19 protein-coding genes are annotated in these 20278 nt (G+C 59.3%); 6 read left to right on the forward strand and 13 right to left on the reverse strand.

Translation table 11 applies throughout. The annotated features are described in order from the left end of the window. Positions 1–9: 9 nt before the first annotated feature. Entirely contained in the window at positions 10–2403 is a 2394-nt protein-coding gene (locus tag HZC36_14270) for an NACHT domain-containing protein (protein ID MBI5708143.1), read from the reverse strand. Between the two features lie 247 nt (positions 2404–2650). Here HZC36_14270 and HZC36_14275 point away from each other — a divergent pair, with 247 nt between their 5' ends. Continuing rightward, the gene (locus HZC36_14275) at positions 2651–3166 is read left to right on the forward strand and encodes a GNAT family N-acetyltransferase (protein MBI5708144.1); all 516 of its coding nucleotides are present in this window, start codon (positions 2651–2653) and stop codon (positions 3164–3166) included. Positions 3167–3252: 86 nt separating this feature from the next. Here HZC36_14275 and HZC36_14280 read toward each other — a convergent pair whose 3' ends face one another. Then, positions 3253–4341 (reverse strand): hypothetical protein, encoded by a 1089-nt coding sequence (locus HZC36_14280; GenBank protein ID MBI5708145.1) that lies wholly within the window; start codon positions 4339–4341, stop codon positions 3253–3255. 344 nt (positions 4342–4685) lie between these two features. Here HZC36_14280 and HZC36_14285 point away from each other — a divergent pair, with 344 nt between their 5' ends. Continuing rightward, entirely contained in the window at positions 4686–5558 is an 873-nt protein-coding gene (locus tag HZC36_14285; protein MBI5708146.1) for a hypothetical protein, read from the forward strand. A 184-nt stretch (positions 5559–5742) separates the two neighbouring features. Next, complete coding sequence (locus HZC36_14290; GenBank protein ID MBI5708147.1) at positions 5743–6780, forward strand: RelA/SpoT domain-containing protein; 1038 nt, start codon at positions 5743–5745, stop codon at positions 6778–6780. Between the two features lie 387 nt (positions 6781–7167). Here the strand turns inward: HZC36_14290 and HZC36_14295 are convergent, their stop codons facing one another. The 5 genes from HZC36_14295 to HZC36_14315 all read right to left on the reverse strand — a co-directional run bounded on the left by HZC36_14295 (position 7168) and on the right by HZC36_14315 (position 10920). Then, on the reverse strand, positions 7168–7839 hold the full coding sequence (locus tag HZC36_14295) for a suppressor of fused domain protein (protein MBI5708148.1): 672 nt from the start codon (positions 7837–7839) through the stop codon (positions 7168–7170). Between the two features lie 207 nt (positions 7840–8046). Further along, the gene (locus HZC36_14300; protein MBI5708149.1) at positions 8047–8736 is read right to left on the reverse strand and encodes a PEP-CTERM sorting domain-containing protein; all 690 of its coding nucleotides are present in this window, start codon (positions 8734–8736) and stop codon (positions 8047–8049) included. A 297-nt stretch (positions 8737–9033) separates the two neighbouring features. Beyond that, positions 9034–9702 (reverse strand): PEP-CTERM sorting domain-containing protein, encoded by a 669-nt coding sequence (locus HZC36_14305; protein ID MBI5708150.1) that lies wholly within the window; start codon positions 9700–9702, stop codon positions 9034–9036. Between the two features lie 153 nt (positions 9703–9855). Next, positions 9856–10254, reverse strand: a complete 399-nt coding sequence (locus HZC36_14310) for a hypothetical protein (GenBank protein MBI5708151.1) — start codon at positions 10252–10254, stop codon at positions 9856–9858. Between the two features lie 87 nt (positions 10255–10341). Further along, positions 10342–10920 (reverse strand): hypothetical protein, encoded by a 579-nt coding sequence (locus tag HZC36_14315; GenBank protein MBI5708152.1) that lies wholly within the window; start codon positions 10918–10920, stop codon positions 10342–10344. A gap of 81 nt (positions 10921–11001) precedes the next feature. On the opposite strand from HZC36_14315, the gene HZC36_14320 reads away from it, so the two are divergent. Continuing rightward, the gene (locus HZC36_14320) at positions 11002–11877 is read left to right on the forward strand and encodes a hypothetical protein (protein ID MBI5708153.1); all 876 of its coding nucleotides are present in this window, start codon (positions 11002–11004) and stop codon (positions 11875–11877) included. Positions 11878–11997: 120 nt separating this feature from the next. Here the strand turns inward: HZC36_14320 and HZC36_14325 are convergent, their stop codons facing one another. Beyond that, on the reverse strand, positions 11998–12603 hold the full coding sequence (locus HZC36_14325) for a PEP-CTERM sorting domain-containing protein (protein MBI5708154.1): 606 nt from the start codon (positions 12601–12603) through the stop codon (positions 11998–12000). Between the two features lie 219 nt (positions 12604–12822). Then, entirely contained in the window at positions 12823–12987 is a 165-nt protein-coding gene (locus tag HZC36_14330) for a hypothetical protein (protein ID MBI5708155.1), read from the reverse strand. Between the two features lie 579 nt (positions 12988–13566). On the opposite strand from HZC36_14330, the gene dnaK reads away from it, so the two are divergent. Beyond that, entirely contained in the window at positions 13567–15513 is a 1947-nt protein-coding gene (gene dnaK, locus HZC36_14335; protein MBI5708156.1) for a molecular chaperone DnaK, read from the forward strand. Between the two features lie 119 nt (positions 15514–15632). Here dnaK and HZC36_14340 read toward each other — a convergent pair whose 3' ends face one another. Beyond that, complete coding sequence (locus tag HZC36_14340) at positions 15633–16214, reverse strand: PEP-CTERM sorting domain-containing protein (GenBank protein ID MBI5708157.1); 582 nt, start codon at positions 16212–16214, stop codon at positions 15633–15635. Between the two features lie 483 nt (positions 16215–16697). Here HZC36_14340 and HZC36_14345 point away from each other — a divergent pair, with 483 nt between their 5' ends. Beyond that, positions 16698–17309 (forward strand): N-acetylmuramoyl-L-alanine amidase, encoded by a 612-nt coding sequence (locus HZC36_14345; protein ID MBI5708158.1) that lies wholly within the window; start codon positions 16698–16700, stop codon positions 17307–17309. Here HZC36_14345 and HZC36_14350 read toward each other — a convergent pair. The 3 genes from HZC36_14350 to HZC36_14360 form a co-directional block, all read right to left on the reverse strand. Next, on the reverse strand, positions 17304–18878 hold the full coding sequence (locus tag HZC36_14350) for a M20/M25/M40 family metallo-hydrolase (GenBank protein ID MBI5708159.1): 1575 nt from the start codon (positions 18876–18878) through the stop codon (positions 17304–17306). The two genes, HZC36_14345 and HZC36_14350, sit on opposite strands and share 6 nt — an antisense overlap. Positions 18879–18947: 69 nt before the next feature. Further along, a complete protein-coding gene (locus HZC36_14355) occupies positions 18948–19724 on the reverse strand; it encodes an HAD family hydrolase (protein MBI5708160.1) in 777 nt (258 codons plus the stop codon). After that, positions 19721–20218 carry a GxxExxY protein gene (locus HZC36_14360; GenBank protein MBI5708161.1) on the reverse strand — a complete coding sequence of 166 codons (498 nt, stop codon included), beginning with the start codon at positions 20216–20218 and terminating at the stop codon, positions 19721–19723. The genes HZC36_14355 and HZC36_14360 overlap by 4 nt, the downstream gene beginning before the upstream one ends. Between the last annotated feature and the right edge of the window lie 60 nt (positions 20219–20278).

Consider the following 20278-nt stretch of genomic DNA (forward strand, 5'->3'; position numbering starts at 1 on the left):
AAACCCAGTTCATGCCCGATCAAAATCGATTTCGAATTGCCCTTCCGGAGTCACCAAAGGTGCGTCAAGCACATGTATCCCTCCCTTTTGGAGCTCAAGCACCATGCCCTTGAACTCTTGCAGAACCTGCTTGACCAGGGGCACTATCTTCGGCGTAATCGCCGCAGCTATCTCCTTCGCAGCACTTCTCTCTTGAGCCTCAGAGACCCTGAGGTGCATCACGAAAAACGCTAGCAGATGCAAACCGAGCAGCAGACGGTCATCCTTCGGAGAAAACGCAAGCACCTCGCTCTTGACGATGTCGATGTGACCTGACTCGATAGCTCCGGCCAATCTCAGGAACTCAGCGTGTTCCGCGGACTCCTCCGGCGGCACACCCAACTCGACGTTGAGTATCTGATCCGACGAAACCGAATCACGGGCTTCGAGAAAGTGGAATATAAACGCAGTAAGCGGATAGGAATCGCCGCTCTCTTGAGCCCTGAGGAAGCCCGCAAAGCAGTTTGCCAACTTAAGAATGACCTCTCCCAGCACGGCACGCCTAACGTCCACATTGGTCTTGTAGCAGGCCTGCAACGCTAGCCCGATCGTCACTAGTGCCCGATACGCTGCGATCCCCGCACCAACATCAACATTCGCGCACAATACGGCCAGCTCATCGCCCCGCGTCGATCTCGCCCCATATGCGAACACGATTGCGTTTCGCCACCACTCGTCTGAAACAACGCTCTCAATGTCCTGTACCGATTCTATCGACGCTCCCGCAAAGTACTCTTGGAATAGATGATGACGGAAGGCGACCCGCTCCTCGCTTTCGACGAGGAGACCTGACCTCAGTATTTCATCCGCCACCGCGTCTGCCTTCTCGCCTCTACCCCAGCTTGTAAGAATCCGCTTGACATCCGATCTGAACTCAGAAACCGACTTTTCCGTATGGCGCCTATTATGCCAGCCGAGAGCGATTTGCTCAAGCACGCCGTGCTTCTCCTCCCATTCGTACTGGACACTTATTCCCTTCCGGTCGTCCCATTGACCAAGCATTAGCGCGGCGAACTTCCGGAATATCGCGCTAATGTTTGGCGGAATGTCCTTAGTGTAGAAGTTCGGCGTCGCGGCAAACACGGTAACAAGCAACGGGTTTAGCTTCATACCATGAACGTCCTGCAGCTTTCGAAGCACTTCGGTTACGGCTGCGGGCTGAATATCCTTGCCGGCAACCGCCCTGTTCACAATACTGCTTGCCTGCTTAATGCTAAAGTCAGATATCTCGTAGATAGGTATCCGCCTCTCAGTTGCGTAGTTTCTCACTGTGAGCCGGGGTCTCGAAGAGACTACTACCTTGCAGGAGGGGTAGGAGTGTGCAAATGACTCGATCAGATTGAGGACATGGGCGTACCCCAAGCTTGACCCAGCTTCATCAACAGCGTCAATGAACACTTGGACACGGCCTGATGTGAAATCGTTTTCCTCCAGCCCGGAATCAGGTTCCATCAGTGCTTGAGCTATCTTAGCCTCTGCAGCTTCGCGCAACGAGTCCGCCTGAATAAGGTCGACTGCACGGAGCAGAACAGGGATAATACACTCGTCCTGTCCTGTCGCCGAAAGAGAGCGGTTACAAGATAGAAGACAAAGGCGACGCAGCAACGTCGTCTTTCCGGTTCCACCGTCTCCAACGACAAAAGCGACCGGCTTGGCCATCTCAAGGAGTCGCTCGTCAGCGATCTCCTCTATCAGGGGTTCTGACTTCACGACGCCTTGCTTGACCACCATGTGCGTGGTGAGACGGAAAAGCTTCTGTCCCACGTATGCCTCTTCGGCGAATGGAGCAAGTGCCGGCTCATGCCCGTCTCCTGGGTACAGAAGCACTGCATCGGTCATTGAGAGGAGCTTGGCTCGAAGCTCTTCTACATATTTTCGGTTCAGCCTACTAATGCTTATCCAGAATGTTTTGTAATGCTGATCTATCGCATCGATCAACTCATCTGCGTCAAGTATCGTGACGTTCGACCCTGTTAGTTGCCTAGCGATCTCGGCGCGCGCCGACGTGTTCGCTGAGCCGCTCGTGCAAAGAAAGACATAGTCGGGCCTTACCTTGGTGTTGTTATGTAGGAGCACGACTTCCGTGTTCGACGCTGTCTTCAACTGCGTGATCGCCTCGATGACATTCTGGCTGGCCTTCTGACTCATGTTCAGCTTGGTCGTCTTGGTCTGCACTACATACACGTGTCGCTTGCCGAACTCAACGTCCTTGAAGAGAATGCAATCCTTGCCCTCTTCGTCCACTCCACAGACGTCGCGGTAACACCGGAATCCCTGTGCTAGGAACAACTCCCTAACCACTCGGTCTCGGAATTCGTCTTCAGACAAGCTTGCTAGTTTTGCCCTCTTTTCTGCGTGTGTCATAGGATGGTAGCACCCCGGAAACACTATACACCCCAAGAAGGCGTTTCGTCCTGCGAACGGTGGTCACCCATTGCATCCCGGCGACCAAGGATGTCGGGAGGTCTTGCTGAGGGAGAGGAAGTGGCCCCGACAACCTAATCGATGACGTGCCCCCGACACGACGAATGGTTCTTGCCGTCTTGTCGGGGCTGATCGGAGCGGGCCGCAGGATGGGCAATCTTGCCAAAGGTAGACTCGCCTTCCCCCGATGAGACTTGAACTGCCCTCTGAAAGGTACGTGGACAGCTTCTTTCAGGCGATGGCCGAATTCGAAGCGGAGGGCGACCCTCAAATCCCCGCCGGCCTGACCCCGGAGCAGTTTCCAGCCTACGTGCAGAGGCTGCACAACAACGCCCTTGGGAAGAACCTACCGGAGGGCTACGTTCCTTCGCAGGAGTTCTGGATGGTTGATTCAGACGGTTTCGCGGGCAGGATCATCCTCGGTCTCTCCTACTACCCGAGCCCCGAGAGGGTGGGGCATCACGTGGGCTACGCCGTCCGGCCGAGCAGGCGCCGGAGGGGGTACGCGACCCAGGCCCTTCGATGTCTGCTCGATGAGGCGAGGAAGCGGAACATCTTTCGGCTCATGCCCACATGCGGCGCGGCCAACGCCGCCTCTCGCAAGGTCATTGAAAGGAACGGAGGCGTGCTCTTGAACCCCGATCCCGCCGAAGCGGATGGCGAGCTTCGGTATCTCATCGAGTTGGAAAGCACGCCCGGCTAGCCCGATGGGATCGCACGGCAAGCCACACCGCAATGGGCCGGCACCTTGGGCGCTTCTCGACGAACTCCTTATCGTCGACGCTGCCCTCACCTCCCCCCAAACTTCTCGCAAGCGTCCAGGTAATACTGCACCCCCAGCGGCGGCATGTCCCAAGGCAGGTGGTTCGCCACGCAGAAGAAGTAGCCCGGCATGTCTTTCCCAAGCTCCACCATCTCCTTGACCATCTTCTCGATCGCGGCCTTGTCGGCGGTCTTGACGATCCGGTTGTCGCCGCCGCTGATCAGCACCTTGTCCGGGTGCTTCTTCTTGTAAGCCTTCCAGTCCGTATACACCTCGCTCAGGCAACCGTCCGCGCCGCGGGCGAGCACGTCGTCCGCGACCTGGTCGATGTTGCCGTCGCTGACGAAGAACACGGTCTTCCCCTGCGCCTTCAGCAGCGACCAGTACTCCTCGTAATAGGGATACAGCCACTTGCGGTACCAGTCCGGCGAGAACACCGCGCCGCGCTGATAGCAGATGTCGTCGTGGCTGTAGACGACCTCCAGGTCCGTCCTCGACCACGCCGTGAAGACCCGCCGCGAGAGCACGGCGAAATCGCGCAGCAGCCGCTCCCACTCGGCGGGGTACAGCGTGCCGAGCTCGAGCAGGTTCTCCCAGCCGAACAGCAGCAGCGGCCACATGAACAGCGTGTTGTAGAACCCCATGTAGTACAGCGCCCGCTCGCCGTTTCGGGCGCGCATGTCGTCGAGCTCGGCCTGCAGGTGCGCCGTCAGTGCGTCGTCGGACATGCGAAGGTCCAGGTCCACGGGGTCCATCCACCGAAAGTCGAGGTCCGCCAGCGGGTCGAACCGGATGCAGCTTTCGACGTCGGGGAATTTCGCGCCCCAATCCCAGTGCCAGGTCTCCTCGGTGCCCCATCGCGCGGTCTTGCGACCCTTGGCGTCGGTGAAGACGTTGCCCTCGGGGAGCTTGGGGATGGGTGTGTCGTCCTTGGGGAGCATGTAGATGTCGAGGTCGTAGCGGTCGAGGAGCCTCAGCGCGGCGGACCTGGGCGCCTCCCACGGGCTGATGCCGGTGAGGTGCTCGATGGCGTCCGGGCACGAGAGGATCTCGCAGTGCGGGATGCGGTCGGTCGGTTCTCGACGAAAAGCCTTAAGCGCTCGTTCACGTCCCATGGGGTTTGGTCTCCGGGTGGGGTCGTTTAGAGTATGGATGGAAGGGGGAACGGCAGTGTTAGCACCTCCCTCGTCAAGCTTGTCAGCGATTGATCCTTCCGAGTCCCGACGAGTCGGGAAGGGAGGGGTTGGGGACGGAGATCCGGCGCGCGGATAGGATAGTGTTCTTTGTGTGGCTCCAACCTCCGGTACCCCCCGAAGGGGGGCTCCTCGAAGGATATTTGGGACCACTTGGAGAAGGTCTATGCAGGCTCGAAGGACATCCGGGCGCATCCGGCCGATGGTAGGTCTGAACCCATTGACCGTATGGACCCGCACGCCGTCGGCTGTTGGGGAGGCGAACCATGTGGGGGAAGGTCAAGAAGGCGTTCAAGGGGGGATGGAATGCGCTTAAGAAAGGCTGGGAAAAGCTTAAAGGCATGGGGAAAGCAATTTGGAGCGCGATAAAGACACTCTTCGGTTCGTTCATCATCTTTTTGGTCTGGCTCTTAACCCTACCATGCCGTATCTTCCAAGGGCGAAAGAAGCTTAACGATCGAGAACACGCACTCCTAAAGAACGTGTACCGCGACGGGCTAAATATCAACAAGATCAGGATCGTGCCAAAACATGCATGCCTGATCGAGGTGGCTGCGATTGCCTGGGAGTGGTCGAAGGAAGTCGGCAAGATGATCATCAGGCATATGTTCCGCCAGCCAGAAACTCCGACAGGCGCTACAGAAAGCGAGACACCCGAGGGTACGGAGCTCAGGAGACCGAGCTTGCGTCCATTTACCATTGGCTATACGATTTACCTCGAGGGCGTCAAAACATCGGAGAGTCCCGAAACGCTCGTGCACGAATCTGTGCATGTCTGGCAGTACGCGCACGTTGGGGCTGGGTACATCACGGACTCCCTCGTCGGACAGGCATTGCGAGGACAAGGCACGTATGATTGGCGAAGTGTAGTAGATGGTGGGCAGTCCACCTGGGCTGAACTCAGTGTCGAATCACAGGCGTCGCTGATAGAGGACACCTTTCTCAGGGGCGAGCTCATGTCTAACGGGGTCGTGGAGGAGTTCGGCAACGGGTGCTTCTTCAAGGCGGACTGGGTCAAGAAGTTTGGACGGCTGAGGTTACTTAAGTTGTCCGCAGACGATGAGGGCCCCTGGAACGACAACGACTACGACGATTACACGGAGTTGGCGCGGTCGGCCGTCGAGTTGCTTAGGGGATGAACCGCAGGTGGCGCGCCGGGGCCACCTGCAGGGCTGCCGGCAAGGGGTCTCCCAAGCATCCCGGACAAAGGGCGTACGAGCCCTCGCCTCCTGTCCGGGACGCGTTCTTTAGGGAGTTGTCGGGGCCACCAGCCCCCCCCCCCCCAGAACGGTGGCCAAACGATACTGTAGTACCATTGTGCTGATGAAGCCAGCGAAGAAGCGTGAATGGACAAAGGTCAGAGTAGACAACGCTGGAGCAGCCCTGCTCAGAAGGCATTGCTCGCTAAGTGAGCTTGATCGGGCGTTCAGAACAATCAACGAATGGAGGTCCTCACACGCCTTCCCACTGAACACCTTTCAAACGACGCTGCGTCGAAAGGCGAGGCAAGTCGACCCAAAGTGCCTTGTAGCTCAACGCCTGAAGCGCCTTTCATCTATTGACAGTAAGCTTCGAAGATTCAGTTGGCTGCAACTCTCGGAGATGCAGGACATTGCTGGTTGTAGGGCCGTTCTTCCTTCAGTGCACGACGTAGATGCTCTAGTAGGGCTCTATGGCGACAGCGATCTCAAACACGAGCTCATAGATAGCGACGACTACATCCGCTCTCCGAAAAAATCGGGTTACCGCGGAATCCACTTGATCTATAGCTACTACAGTGACAAGACAGAGAAATACAACGGCCTGAAGATTGAAATCCAGTTTCGTTCACGTCTCCAGCATGCATGGGCCACGGCCGTTGAGACGGTCGACACCTTTACGCGGCAGGCCCTAAAGTCGAGTCAGGGCGAGCGGGATTGGCTACGATTCTTCCAATTGATGTCCTCAGAAATGGCGGTCCGAGAAGGCACGCCTACTGTGCCCGGAACTCCCAATGGGGCGGACGATCTTATAGAGGAGTTGAGACACCTGGCAAAGCAGCTCGACGTGGTCGGCAAACTCAGCGCTTTTGGCCACACACTGAGCAAGGCACAGCCCAACTTGCGGGGATCGCATTACTTTCTAATGGTCCTTGATTCGAGAGATCATAGGATCACGGTGCATGGCTACCGAAAACGGGATTTGGTCGCTGCGTCAACGAGGTATCTCGAGATCGAACGGCAGAATATTGAGGATCCAAACATGGACGCCGTCCTCGTTTCTGTGGACTCGCTCCAAGCGCTAAAGAGGGCCTACCCGAACTATTACCTTGACACGCGCGTGTTTCTTGTTGAGTTACAGCGGGCAATCGCGGAACCCTAGTGCGAGTGTCGCCGACCCCGGCTATGAGCGGCAGGGGCGGCGGGCCGATGGCAGCGCCGTTTGTCGGGGTGGAGGGTATCGAGCCGCTGAACCCCGGACGGGCCGGCAAGGGGTCACTCGAGCACCCCGGACAAAAGGCGCACGGACTCTCGCCTCCTATCCGGGGCACGTTCTATGCGAGGCTGTCGGGGCCACCGGCCCCACGCTCCCATCACACCACTGCAAGCAGTGGAGCCACCCAATGACTACAGCCGTTGGGGAGACCCACCCCACGGGTGGCTCGCCCGGGCGAAGATCAGATCATCGCAGACCATTGAGAAACATGCCCCGACCCCGGCTAGGGCGGCGAGTGGATAAGATCGTGGTCTTCAGTTTGCCCGCCGCGTTTCACACCACACTTTCCCTGCCAGGATTCACCACCAAGAAGTCCTCCATCGGTCTGCCGGACTCCACCATGCGATTCCAAAGGTCATGGATCCCATGGCTCACCTTGAACTCCAGCTCGGACTTCGTGATGGGTACGGCCATCATCAGGTTCACAGTGAACCCATCGCCACGGAACACGCGGGCTTCTTCAGGCAGAATCACAGGTTCTGCAAGCATGGCTCCATAGAACTGGGTCCCTGGGTATGGCAAGGGCTCGGGGTGACTGCTTGGGATGCTGATGCCAGGAACAAGAGGACGGTTCGCCTCAAACGGGAGCCGGCCGAATATCTTGAGGGCGCGAATTGGCCAGTAGTTGGATTCATCCTCCCACTCCTCGGTGTTTAGCGGCCAGTCTTGGGGCAATGCAATTCCTACCTCGGCGAAGCGCATGTCCTTCGAAGGCGCCTTGGGCATGGGCTTGGCAGACATCCCGCACGTGACCAAGAAGTGCCAGGGGCGTTTCTCAGGAGCAGTGTATCGAAACACATCCAGGTGGACGATCTCTGAGACCAATTCATGAAAAACATTGGCGTCTTCAGTCACGCCCAGTTGTTGCTTCCAATGCTCGTCGATCGCATTCATGTGCTTCGCATAGGCAACCCTGTGCCCAAAGAGCTTCTGAAGAAACCGCATGGATGAAGGATTCGACGCTGAAACGGAGCCTTCCCTCCCGATCGCCCATAGTGGGTGTCAGTCTCCATCAGAGCTCTGGCGGGCCGACTGAGCGAACCACAAGTACGGCGGTGCCCACGCTTTGCGTAGCCGCCCGACAAATGGAACGGAGGTCCGGAGCATGGGCTCCGGACCTTCGTTCACTGCCGCCGACTAAAGGCGCGCAGGTTACGCCTTTCTGCGGCGGCGAAGAAGCGCCAGGGTGCCCAATCCGAGGGCGGCAACGCTCGCCGGCTCGGGCACCAAATCCACCACGCTAACGTCGTCGATGACGAAGTAGTTTTTGATCGTCGTAGACTCCGAGCCCAGGATCAGCGTGTAGCTGTCGGTACTGCCGACCACGAAATCCGCCGTGCGCAATTCCCAAGCGTGATCCGCGGTCGGCGCCGCGAACACGTCCAGGACGCTCGACGCCCCGTTGCCCTGACGAAGCCGCACGGTCAGCGGGGCCGGGTTGTTGTAGCCGCTGCCGTTGTGCGAGTCGTACGCCATTCTCACGGTCAGGCGGTAGGTCGCATTGGAGCTGAGCGCCATGGCGGAGCTCTCGAGCCCTTCGCTAAAGTTCGGCCCGTCCGAAGCGATGGACACCATGTTGGTGCCGTCGTAAGCCAGGATGTGGGTGAAGAAGCCGAAGGAGCCCGGCGCCAGCCCGTCCTCTCCGGCGTTGTCCCACACGTCGGGCGAGCTCTGCGTGTTGAAATCGTTAAAGTTGAGCCAGCCGTCGGGCCGGTCGTCCGCGCCACCGTTTCCGCCCACGTTGGTGTTCGTTTCAAAACTGCCGTTGAAAACAAGGTTGGCGTTTGCCGCCGCCGCAACCGTGATGAGGGACAATGCCAAAATAGACTTCAATGTAAACATGGGTTCAGTATGGCAGTGCCGAGCGCTCCCGGGCCCCTCAAGAGAATTGCCCGTACATTTGCCGGGCAGGCCACCCCTTCAAAGCTGCGTCATTGTGTCGCAGGGCGCCCTAAACACACGACGCATCTTCCTTCGGGTGGTTCTTCTACCTCATCGGTAGTTTGGGCGCAGCCGCCCGAAGACGACGAGACCAGCGGGGGGCCACCGGATCTCACGCAAAGGACGCGAAGAAGACCCAAACACTTATCGGGCCGAGGCGAACGCTCCGGCCCGATTCGCTGACTTGAACGGGTTGTGTCACACCCTGCGCCTTCGCGCAATGGCAAACGCGCCGATGCCCAGCGTGCAGAGTGTTGCAGGCTCGGGAACCACCCCATATTCCAGGTTGTCGATGCCCCACTCGTGGTCCCCGCTGGAATCCAGTTGAATCCGTTTGATTCTCGGTTTGTCGTTACGCCAGACTCCCCAGAACTCAGCGGGCTGTGCCGAATCCAGATTCGTCTGTTCAGTCGTGTCGTCAATGAAGGTGACGATCAGCACTGTGCCCGTGTGGTCAAGGTCAAATCCGGCAACGTAGTCCACGGGTGCGGCAGTAAAGTCGAGCTCCAGATAGGCTTGCTCGTTGTGGGCAACCCCGCGAGTATCAAGCGGAAGGTTGCCGCCAAAGAACGAGCTCGAGCTTTGGACGAAGGCAGCATGCGCCGTCGAGGTGTCCCAGATCACGAGGCCGCCAGGCAGCAGACCAGTTTGTCCATGGAGGTTTGTACCGACGGCAATGGCCTCGAAGTCCTCGAAGTATTGGCCGGACGTGACGCCGCACGCTGTAAGCCATGCGTTGCGCTCGGAGGTGTTGGCAGCAGCGTTAGCTGCATCGAAGAAGCTCGCAGAGGCCAGCGCCGGCACAGCGGCGGATGTAGCCGCGATAGAGATTGATAGTCGAACGAATGCCCTTTTCGTGCAAAGCATAGTGATCACTCTCAATAGAGAATTGATCGATCTGCCACCCGGTGTGACAAACAAAAAAGTAGGTAATCACCATCACAACGCCACCTTCGCTCACCCCAGCGGTTGCATTGTGTCGACTACCCCTGTTCACCAGTCACTGGTGTCTTGCAGATCCTACAAGACCAGTGGGATGGCCGCCGCCACCAGCATTCCTGCATAGACCAGGCGGTCCATAAACTCCTGCCGGGTGAACCAGTAGAGCCCGCCAAGCCCGAGCAGCAAGATCAGCAGCCGTGGCCAGCCGAAGGTGGCCGAGAACGAAAGGGGAAGAAAGAGCCGGATCGCCACGGAATAGCCTCCCGCTGCCCCCACGACGAAGATCGGCATGTTGGTGTTCGCCCAACCGAGGCCTGCAGCCAGAGCCCAGAGCGCGAGCGCGGGATAGAGCACCCAGGGTTGAAGGGTGTTTGAGGCGGAGATGCACTGCGTGATGCCACTGAGGAATGCCGCCCCAAGCGCTACCGGCGCCGCATATTGTTCGACCTTCTCACGCCACTCTTGCTCTTCCGCCATCTTGCCCTCTTGAAGGAGCGCCGCGCCCCTACCGCATTATGGACGTGTGGAACGAGGCGGGTGGTGCTGTGAACCTCGGCCGCAGGGTCAGGTCGGTTTGGGTCCGACGCCCCCAGTCACTCGAAGGAAGCAATAGAAGCCCAGGGCAACCGTGAGCGCCACACCAACGGGATTGGGTGATGGAGACACTACCGACATCAATAGACTTAGCACGGTGCCGAACAAGATGAACCACAAGCCCCAAGACCTTGAGCGATAGACGCCAATGCAGGCGACAAACTGAAGCGCAGAGAGAAAAATCCCGAAAGCGACAAGCGCGATAACGGAGCCGTCGTCGACCGGTCGCGGGAACGAAGTTTCAACGCCAGGCATCGAGCCACGCCAAAAGCTGTCCATGGACTTCTGTCGCTCAGAGAGCGTCGCAGCGGCTGTCAGCAACACACCACCGGCACACAAAGACGCCAGCATCCCCAAGCCGCCGACAATCTGGTCGGCCACAAATCCAGGTTCGCGATGCTGAGGGACTTCCTGTTCCCAACGCCTGACGCGCTCGATGTCCTCAGGATCGGGCAGATCCTTGGGGTCCATGTTGGAAGCATAGCGAAACCTCTCCAGAATGTCAACGCGCTCTCGCAGGGACACGCCAAAGAACACTTCTTTGTCCATTTTCAGTGATGAAAGTTCTCCCTATAATCTTTGTATCAAGTTTGGAGGCATGTAGCCTCTGTGTTTTGGAGGAGTGAATTCGTGAAAAAGTGTTTGTATTTGCTTGCTGCTCTCGTTGCCGCCTGCTCTGTGGGCGCCCAGGGCCTGACCTACGTCACCAACGTCCGCGCGATGGTGGACGAGGGGTATGACGAAATCTACGTCGAAAACGACCCCGACCTCAAGGAAGCGTCCGTTGCCGGTACGACGGGCAACGCGGTTGCGAGGGCACGAATCGCCCCAGGCATCAATTCGGCCTATGCGCATTGGGACTCGCTCAACTCGACAAGTCCAGCCGCGACCCTAATGGCCGATTCATGGACGCACTGGACCGACACCGTCGTGATTTCGGATCCCAATCTCGATGGCACGGTCGGCCACTTTACCGCGAGCCTCCGCGTTTTTGGGAACGCCGCTTTCAACCTGACAGGCGGCTACGCTTCGGGAGACATCTACAGCGACGCGTACGTGTACGGGTTCTGGGATTCTTGGATCGGGACGAGCACGGACGGGGGCGGCAGCTTTTTGGTCGGCGGGTGGTTCGGCGACTGGCACAGTGATGAGTTTGGCGACGTTTGGTATTCCGGCGATGAGCTAAACCAACCGCTGACCGAAGTGCAGCTCGAGTTCATCTATGGCCAGCCGTTTCTCCTGCGAATGAACCTCGAGGCCTATTTCGACGCGCAGAACTCGAGTCTGTTGGAGGGGACCGTAGAGGGCACCCTGGACTTCTCGCACACGGCCTATTGGAACGGCATGGGCGGCATCTTCGACGCTCAAGGCAACCGGGTCAACCCCTCGTTTTGGTCGGAGTCCGGCGTGGACTGGCGCCAAGGGATCGTGCCGGAACCCTCCGGAGCAGCGGCGCTCGCGCTTGGATGGCTCGTCCTCTTTGCTTTGCGTCGGCGGACATCCTGAAAACCAGTTCGGCCCCCCGCCACCCGACAGTCTGCCGATGGCGGAGGGACACGAACAGGTTCTCGCCAACCTCCAGCAATTAGGGCCCTCCGGCATTCGGGGCCGGCCAGGGCCGCTCGCTCACTTCAGACCGCGACGCCGCAACATCAGCAGACCAATCCCAAGGCACGCCAGGCTTGCCGGCTCAGGAACGAATCCGCCGATTCGCACTTGCTGGACGTCCTGAATGTCTGCGTCTGAGGATGTCAGCCGCACCCAGATCATTTCATCCGCCACCGCCTCGACACGGAACTTGTTGTTGCCGTGATCAGACACGGCAAAGGTCTGCACGTCGTCCGCGCCGGCCTTTCGGTGGGTCGTGAAGGTCACGCTGCCGTCCTGATCCACCTCCAGATTGATGATGAGCGTGAGGAAGTTGAGCCCTTCGCTCGCCATGGAGATCGTGACGTCGGTGAGTGCCGGCGCCGAGAGTGGCTCGATTCGCGATTGGCCGCCGTCGGCATGCAGGGCCTCGACCGGATCGTAGAAGTCGACGTACAGGGCGCTGTCGTTGGTCACGCCCTGAACGAAGAAGTCGTTGTTGGGCAGCCCACTGTGGTTGAACTGCACGTTCTCGTCTCCGGCGAAGTTGCCCCCGCCCGTGGTGATGACAATGGAGGCGGATGCCGAGCCAGAAGAGAGTATTGCCAGCCCGGCTGCGCCAATCAGCGCCATCCTGGTGTTCATTGTTAGCTCCTTTTTGGGAAGCCGAGGGACCAGTTATTGAAAGCCCCAGCGTTCGGCCTCCACTGGGTAATCCGATTCGGCGCCTGGGAATGTGACCGGACGAAATCGTACGGAATCGCTAAAGCGCGCATGGATTCATGTTCGCGCCATTTCCCTGGACGGGTACAAAAAACGGGCCGTGGACTTTAGTCCACGGCCCGTTCAAATCGCACAAACGCCTTACGGGAGGTATCGCCGGCGGCCACCGCCAAGGGCGCTGCGGTTGATCAACCCGTAGATCACCAAGCCGATGCCGAGAACGATGGCGAGCGGGGTGATGAGCGCCATCACGCTCTTGATGATGCTGATCGCCAAACCGACGGCGATCACGCCGAGGATCAACATGACACCAAGTTTCAGGCTTCCGGACATAGGACACGCTCCACGAACCCTAAGGACGAATTATGGGATCGATATTTCTCCGTCCTCGGGACTCTGTAACCTAATTTACTGCAAGTATCGGCATCGTGTTCGGAGATCGGGACCTTTGGGGGACCTTAGGCCCTGTTCAGGTCTCTGTGAACTCGCTTCTTCGACCCGGAATCCGGAGGCACACGGGGATTGAGGGTGGGCTTGGGTAGAGAGCGGCCCCGTGGCGGAAAGCTCCCTTCGCCGGATGTCGCAGCAAGGGAGAAGTCTGTGAAGGATGGGTTGTGGGTGCTGTGGGAAGAAAGGAGGGCGGGGCCAATAGAAGGCGGGGTTTATCCCGTCCTCCATTCAGTTCGCCCCGCCATCCCTTCATCTCTTCACCCCCTCATCCCTCCATCCCATCATCCCTTTCCCCCATCACCCCTCCCGCTGATCCCATGGTCCCATTTCCAGACCATCCGCGGAACGGATTTGGTACAATAGGCGTTAGTTCATGTACATGAGTCTATAAGACTCAAGATATTTTAGTATAGAAGACTAAGAAGCAGGTTCAAAATGGCAAAAACTGTTGGTATCGACCTTGGAACCACGAACTCCGTCGTCGCGGTCATGGAAGGCGGAGAGCCCGTCGTCATCCCCAGCGCGGAGGGCGGGCGCACCGTCCCGAGCGTCGTCGGATTCAAAGCAAATGGCGAGCGCCTGGTCGGCGTCACCGCCAAACGCCAGGCCGTGGTCAACCCCGAGAACACCGTATTCTCGATCAAGCGCTTCATGGGGCACAAGATCGACGAAGTGAAGGAAGAGGCGGGCCGCATCCCCTACAGGATCAAGGCCGACCGCAAGGGCATGGCCATCGCCAACATCCCCGCGCTCGACAAGGACTTCACGCCCGAAGAGATCAGCGCCATGATCTTGCAGAAGCTGAAAGCCGACGCAGAAGCCTATCTCGGCGATACCGTCACCAAGGCCGTCATCACCGTACCCGCCTATTTCAACGACGCCCAGCGCACCGCCACCAAGAACGCCGGGGAGATCGCGGGCCTCGAGGTGCTCCGCATCATCAACGAGCCCACGGCCGCATCCCTTGCCTACGGGCTCGACAAGAAGGCCAACGAGACCATCCTCGTCTTCGACCTGGGCGGTGGCACCTTCGACGTCTCGGTCCTCGACGTTGGCGAAGGCGTTTTTGAAGTCAAATCCACCGCCGGCGACAGCCATTTGGGTGGCGACGACTTCGACCAGAAGGTCGTGGACTGGCTTGCCTCGGAGTTCAAAAAGGACCAGGGCGTCGATCTGCTGAAGGATCGCCCCGCCTTGCAGCGCCTCCGGGAGGCCGCCGAAAAGGCGAAGGTCGAGCTAAGCTCCCAGGTCACGGCCCAGATCGAGATTCCCTACATCACGGCGATCGACAACGAGCCCAAGCACATCAGCACCACGCTGACGCGCGCCAAGTTCGAAGAGATGTGCGCCGGCCTCATGGACCGCATCAAGAAACCCTTCCAGGCCGCGCTCGAGGACGCCAAGATGAAGACCGCCGAGATCGACGAGATCGTGCTGGTCGGTGGCGCGACGCGCATGCCGATGGTTCAGGAGCTCGTCAAGAAGCTGACCGGCAAGGAGCCCAATCGAACGGTGAATCCGGACGAGGTGGTTGCGATCGGCGCGGCCATCCAGGGCGGAATCCTCGCCGGTGAGTTTGGCAAGGACATCGTCCTCCTGGACGTCACTCCGCTCTCGCTGGGCGTTGAAACCCAGGGCGGCATCTACGACAAGATCATCGAGCGCAACGTGACGATCCCCTGCCGCAAGAGCCGCACGTACACCACGGCGGTCGACAACCAGCCGGAGGTCGAGATCCACATCCTTCAGGGCGAGAGGCCCTTGGCGCGCGACAACAAGAGCCTGGGTCGGTTCCACCTGGGAGGGATTCCGCCGGCGCCGGCGCGCGTGCCGCAGATTGAGGTCACCTTCGACATCGACGCCAACGGCATCCTGAACGTGAGCGCCAAAGATCAGGGCACAGGCAACCAGCAACGGATCACGATCACGGGCTCGGGCAACCTGAACCGCGACGAGATCGACCGCATGGTGAAGGAAGCCGAGATGAACGCCGAAGCGGATCGCAAGGCACAGGACGCGGCGGAGCTTCGTAACAAGGCCGAGCACCTCTGCTACAACACCGAGAAGTCGATCAAGGACCTTGGCGATAAGGTCACCGAGGCAGAACGGCAGAGTGTCGAGGAGAAGATCGCCGAGCTACGCAAGGCGATCGCAAGCGGCAGCGACGACGACATCGAAGCGGCGTTCAAGGTCCTGGAGGCGGAGAGCCACCAATTGGCCGCAAAGCTCTATGAGCACGCTAGCGCCTCAGCTGGATCGGAGTCTGATGAGTCCGACGGGTCGGACGATTCAGCAGGCACGCCACCTACCGCCGGCGTTGGCGCCGAAAAAGGCTCGTCCGAAGGCGACGTGATCGACGCGGAGTTCAAGGAAGAGAAGTAACGAAGTCCGCTCCTGCATCTCGGTGCAGATTGTGAGGCAATGCAAACGACTGAGCCCCCATCGGCAGTATGCCGATGGGGGCTCAGTCTTTATGTCTTTTTGGAGTACCGTCTATCCGCTTACTTGCGGCGTCGGATCAGAGCGAGCGCACCGAGGCCGAGCACAGCCATCGAAGCGGGCTCCGGCACGAGGTCGGCATTGAACTGCAGGTCCAGCCTGCTACCGTCATGCCAAAAGCCGTCCTGAGCGTCAGCGAAGTCGTTGAACGACTCATAGAACTCCAGGCGCAGGATGTTGTCGGCATCCAGGACTACGGTCAGGCCGGGGCCAACGAGGTCGACGATTCCACCAGACGAGTAGCTGCCCGTTCCGCCGAAGTTGTTTCCGGCACCCGGACGGAGATACACACCGTCCGCTTGGGACGAGCTCTCGAAAGCTGCAGCCAGTTCCGACAGCCAGCTAGGGGCCGTCGCCGTCAGGGTAACGTCCCAGCCAAGGCCCGTGAGCACGAAGTTCTGGTAGTTGCCATAGCCCGAGAACACGGCGTTCATGTCGATGCCGAACACCATGTTGTCCGAATCGCCATAGCCATCCATGCTGGGCATGTCGCCCGAGATGGTTAAGCCAACGGTCAACACGTCAGCGGAGGCCAAAGCCGTCGCGCCAAGCAACATCGAAAAAGCAAGAGTTTTCAATTTCATATCCAATCACCCTCCCGGCTTTGGACTTGCGCCCTTAGCAGGAAACGATGACAGGATACGACGCTACTTGTGCCATTGCCAAATTCCAATACAGGTAGGAGTACCTGTATTCAAGTCAATACTGGAACAATTACTTGTCACAAGCAAATATCGTTGTTCCATTTGACAATTGCCTGACAAAGGACGTTTCCCAGCTTATGTACTGGGATACTTTGGCGTTAGGCAGCCCGATGGGCCATCTGCGCAGACCCGGAGTGCTTGGGAGGCTCCGGGAGTGAAAATGGAGCGCCGCGATCGGGAGTTGCGCCTGATGTCGGCCGCCAGATAGGGCCGTAACAAACGGCAATTCCGGTGCTGCCGCCGCCATGTCAGCGGTCACGCACGACTCCTAAGGCCAAGGCGTATCCCAATCCTGCGACCCGCTGCGAAGCCGCCGTACTCAGCCCCTGTAAGCGCGTACCCTCCGGTATGCTCCTCTTGGCCATGCTTGCGACGTTGATTCTGACCGTGGCGTTGGGAGATGCTCTGCTCAGTTCGCCCCCTCAAAAGGCGCCTTCTATCCTGGCGAGAGCAGAGTGGGGCGCCAAGCCTCCCATCGCGCCGTGGCGGGAGCACATCCCTTCTCGCATCACCATTCACCACGCCGGAGTGCCCACCGACCTAACCCGGACGCTACCGCAGAAGCTGCGAGCCTTGCAGGCGTTCAGCCAGCGGCAAGATAAGCTTGCGGGCGGAAAGGACAAGCCGCCCTGGCCGGATATCCCCTACCACTGGTACATCGGGCGCGATGGGACGATCGCCGAGTGCCGCGATCCCAAGCTGGCAGGTGACACCAACACCGAATATGACCCCACAGGCCACCTGCTGATCTGTTTGGAGGGAAATCTGGAAGAGGAAGAGCCGAGTGGAGCGCAAATCCGCTCCCTGGATGCGATGGTGGTCCACCTCGCGGCCAAGTATCACGTGCCGCCGTCGAAGGTTGGGGCCCACAAGGACTTCGCCCAAACGACTTGCCCAGGCAAGAACCTCACCCCAGAAATCGCGAAGGTGCGAGCCCGGCTCGAGCTCAGGGCTTTGAGTTCGGGGCGGTCATAGGGGTTTGCCCGCCGGCTCCAAACCGCCACCCTGAGCCACATCCTTCGCGAACGGTTTCTCGCGGTCTGCCGCGAACGAAGTCGCCAGAAAGAAAAGCTTGGCCGCGTTGGTCAGCTTCTCAAAGTTGATCTTGTCCACGGTGTCGGTCGGGCGGTGGTAGTCCGGGTGGAATCCGTCGAAGAGGAACGCGATCGGAATGCCTTTGGCCGCGAAGTTGTAGTGGTCGCTCCGGGTGTAGACGTCCTCGGCGTCGTACTTGAACTTGAAGTTGACGTACTTGGTGTTCAGATCCTGGATCATCGCATCGAGCTCGGTGGAGATGCGCTTGCTGCCGACCAGCCGAATCGTGTCGTGGTTCTCCTCAAGCTTGTCCACTCGGTTGCGATCGCCATTCTGGACGCCCTCGGAGTCGCGCCCCACCATGTCCATCTGGAACTCGGCGATCATCTTGTCCAGCGGGACCATCGGGTTGTTCGCCAGGTAGCGCGACCCGATCAAGCCCATTTCCTCAGCGCAAAACAGCATGAACAGAATGCTTCGCTTGGGCTTGATGCCGCTGTCGCGATAGGCCTTGGCGACCAGCATGACCGCCGTCGAACCGGACCCGTCGTCATCTGCGCCCGGATAGACGACGCCCTGGGCGTTGACCCCCATGTGGTCCAGATGCCCGCCGATACCCACGAATTCGGCCTTCAGCGTCGGATCAGAGCCCTCGATCATCCCGACCACGTTTGGCACCCCAAACTCTTGCGTCTCAGACTTGGCCAAGACATGAATCTGCTTGTTGCCGCTTGACGACTTCTCGCCCTCAGCCGCAGCCTCATCGATGACGGTCATTAGAGGGTCCACCCCGACCGCCTGGGCCAGCGCCTTGGCTTCTGCCGGGGTTAGGTCGGCGCGAAGCTGGCTGGCGAAGGGGCTGTTGCTCGGCCGGTTGGCCGAGGAGCCTCCAGTGCGTCCGCCCTGAAGAGGTCTGGCGTTGCTCCATGCACCAGCCGGCCCGGCTTTCGGGTTGATGGTGAAAACGGCGATGGCGTCGCTGATGCGAAGCTGGCTTCGGAGCCCGGTGTTGTCGGAGGATGCCGCGACCACGACGATCTTGTCCTTCAGGGCGTCGGTCGAGTCCATCGTCTTCTTCGAGCCGGTCACTTGAACGAAGACAACGTCTGCCGACTTATCGAAGTCGGCTACGCTACCGGTGACCCTCAGCCCCTGGATCCTGGTGGCTCCCGCGTCGATGCCACTTTGCAGCGGATCCACCCTTGACCTCGAAAAGGGCACATTCTGGAAGTAGGTTCCGTTGTCGCCCATCGGCTTCAGGCCGTACTCTTTGAAGCGCGCCGCGGAGAAGTTCGCAGCCTTCTGATAGCCGTCCTGGCCCGAGCCGCGCCCTTGGCACTCGGGTCCCGCGAGATAGCTCAGAATCGCCTTGCCTGCGTCCATAGTGATGGCGTCAAACCCCTTCTTGAACTTATCCGGAACGGGCTGCGAGCCAGGGTACTGGGCAAGCAGCGTGGCGGAGAGGCACAGGCTGAAGCCGACGACTAAGGGGGCGCGGACAAGACGCATAGCCCTAACTACTTCGAATCTGGGCCCAAAGATTCCTTTTGGCACAGGACTTTCGGACCGTTGGGCCGGCTATTTCTGCCCTAAGAGCGCCTCAACGACCGGATCGAGCGACTCGACGATCATATCGGGTTCGGGTGTGCCTGGCGGGAGGTCTTCCAGCCGTGCGCCCTCACCGTTGCGGCTGGGAGGAACGTCGGACTCCCTACGGACCCAGACGGTCTTCCACCCCGCCCTGATGGCGGGAAGGATGTCGTGGGCGAAGCTGTTGCCGATGAAAAGGCACTCGCGGGAGGAACATCCCGACTCGCGCTCGGCCAGACGGAAAATCTCCTCAAGGGGCTTGCCGAAGCCGAGCTCACCCTCGATCAGGATGCTCTGGAACCTGGGTTCGAGGCCAAGGTCGACGACCTCCTCGCGCTGAACGTCGGCCGGGCCGTTGGTGATCATCCCGAGATAGAAGCGCCCTTCGAGCTTGTCGAGAGCGGGGAGGGCATCGTCGAAGAGTTGGAGAGCCGATCGGCGCTGGACAGCGTAGAAGTCACCGACTTCGCGCGCGAGCTTTGGATCGTCAATGCCGGCCGCGAGGTAGGTGAGCCGCATGAGCTCCGTTCTTGTGGGTTCCCCGGATTTCAAATAGGGCTCGTACCAGGGGGTCTTCTTGATCCCGTGGCAATAGCCGTCGAACTCGCGCGACCAAAGGGCGATCATGCTTTCGGCGGAATGGCCCTCGGGGGCAAAGCGCTCAAAGGTGATCCCCAGCGCCTGTTTGGCGGCCTCCCAATAGGCGCACAGTGTGTCATCAAGGTCGAAGAAGACGGCTTTGATCTCTCGCATCTTCGAGCTCACCGATGTGACCTTCTTTCCTCGTTCACTTCTCTGCCCTCCCGTTCCGTGCTCTCACGCTGAGGACGCAGAGGATTCGCAGAGGACGCGGTGGGTGTCGATTGTGCTATTGGCGGCTCGGGCAGTTTGTTGACGATGCGTTTGATCCCGTCCGTGAGCTTTGGCACGTTGAAGTTGATCAAGAGCCCTACTCGCTTGTCTGCCAGCCGAAGATAGGTGAGGAGCTGGCAAAAGTGGATGTGGGCGAGAGCCTCGACCGACTTGATCTCGACAATCACCTTTCCTTCCACGATCAGATCGCACCGAAAGCCCTCTGCAAGCTTGACGTCCTCATAGACCACGGGAATCCCTCGCTGGGTCTCAACGTCAAAACCCCGCCTGTCAAGCTCAAACGCCAGCAGCGCTTCGTAGACGCTTTCATAAAGTCCGGGCCCAACGGCTGAATGAACCGTGATCGCCGCGTCGATGATCTCGCGGGTTATCTCGTTCTCGGTCAATGGACTATCACCCTTTGCGTCTCTGCGTTCTCTCTGCGTTCTCTGTGTGAAAGCCCCCTC

The organism is Armatimonadota bacterium (assembly GCA_016223145.1).
In the GTDB taxonomy this organism is placed as follows: domain Bacteria; phylum Armatimonadota; class Fimbriimonadia; order Fimbriimonadales; family Fimbriimonadaceae; genus Nitrosymbiomonas.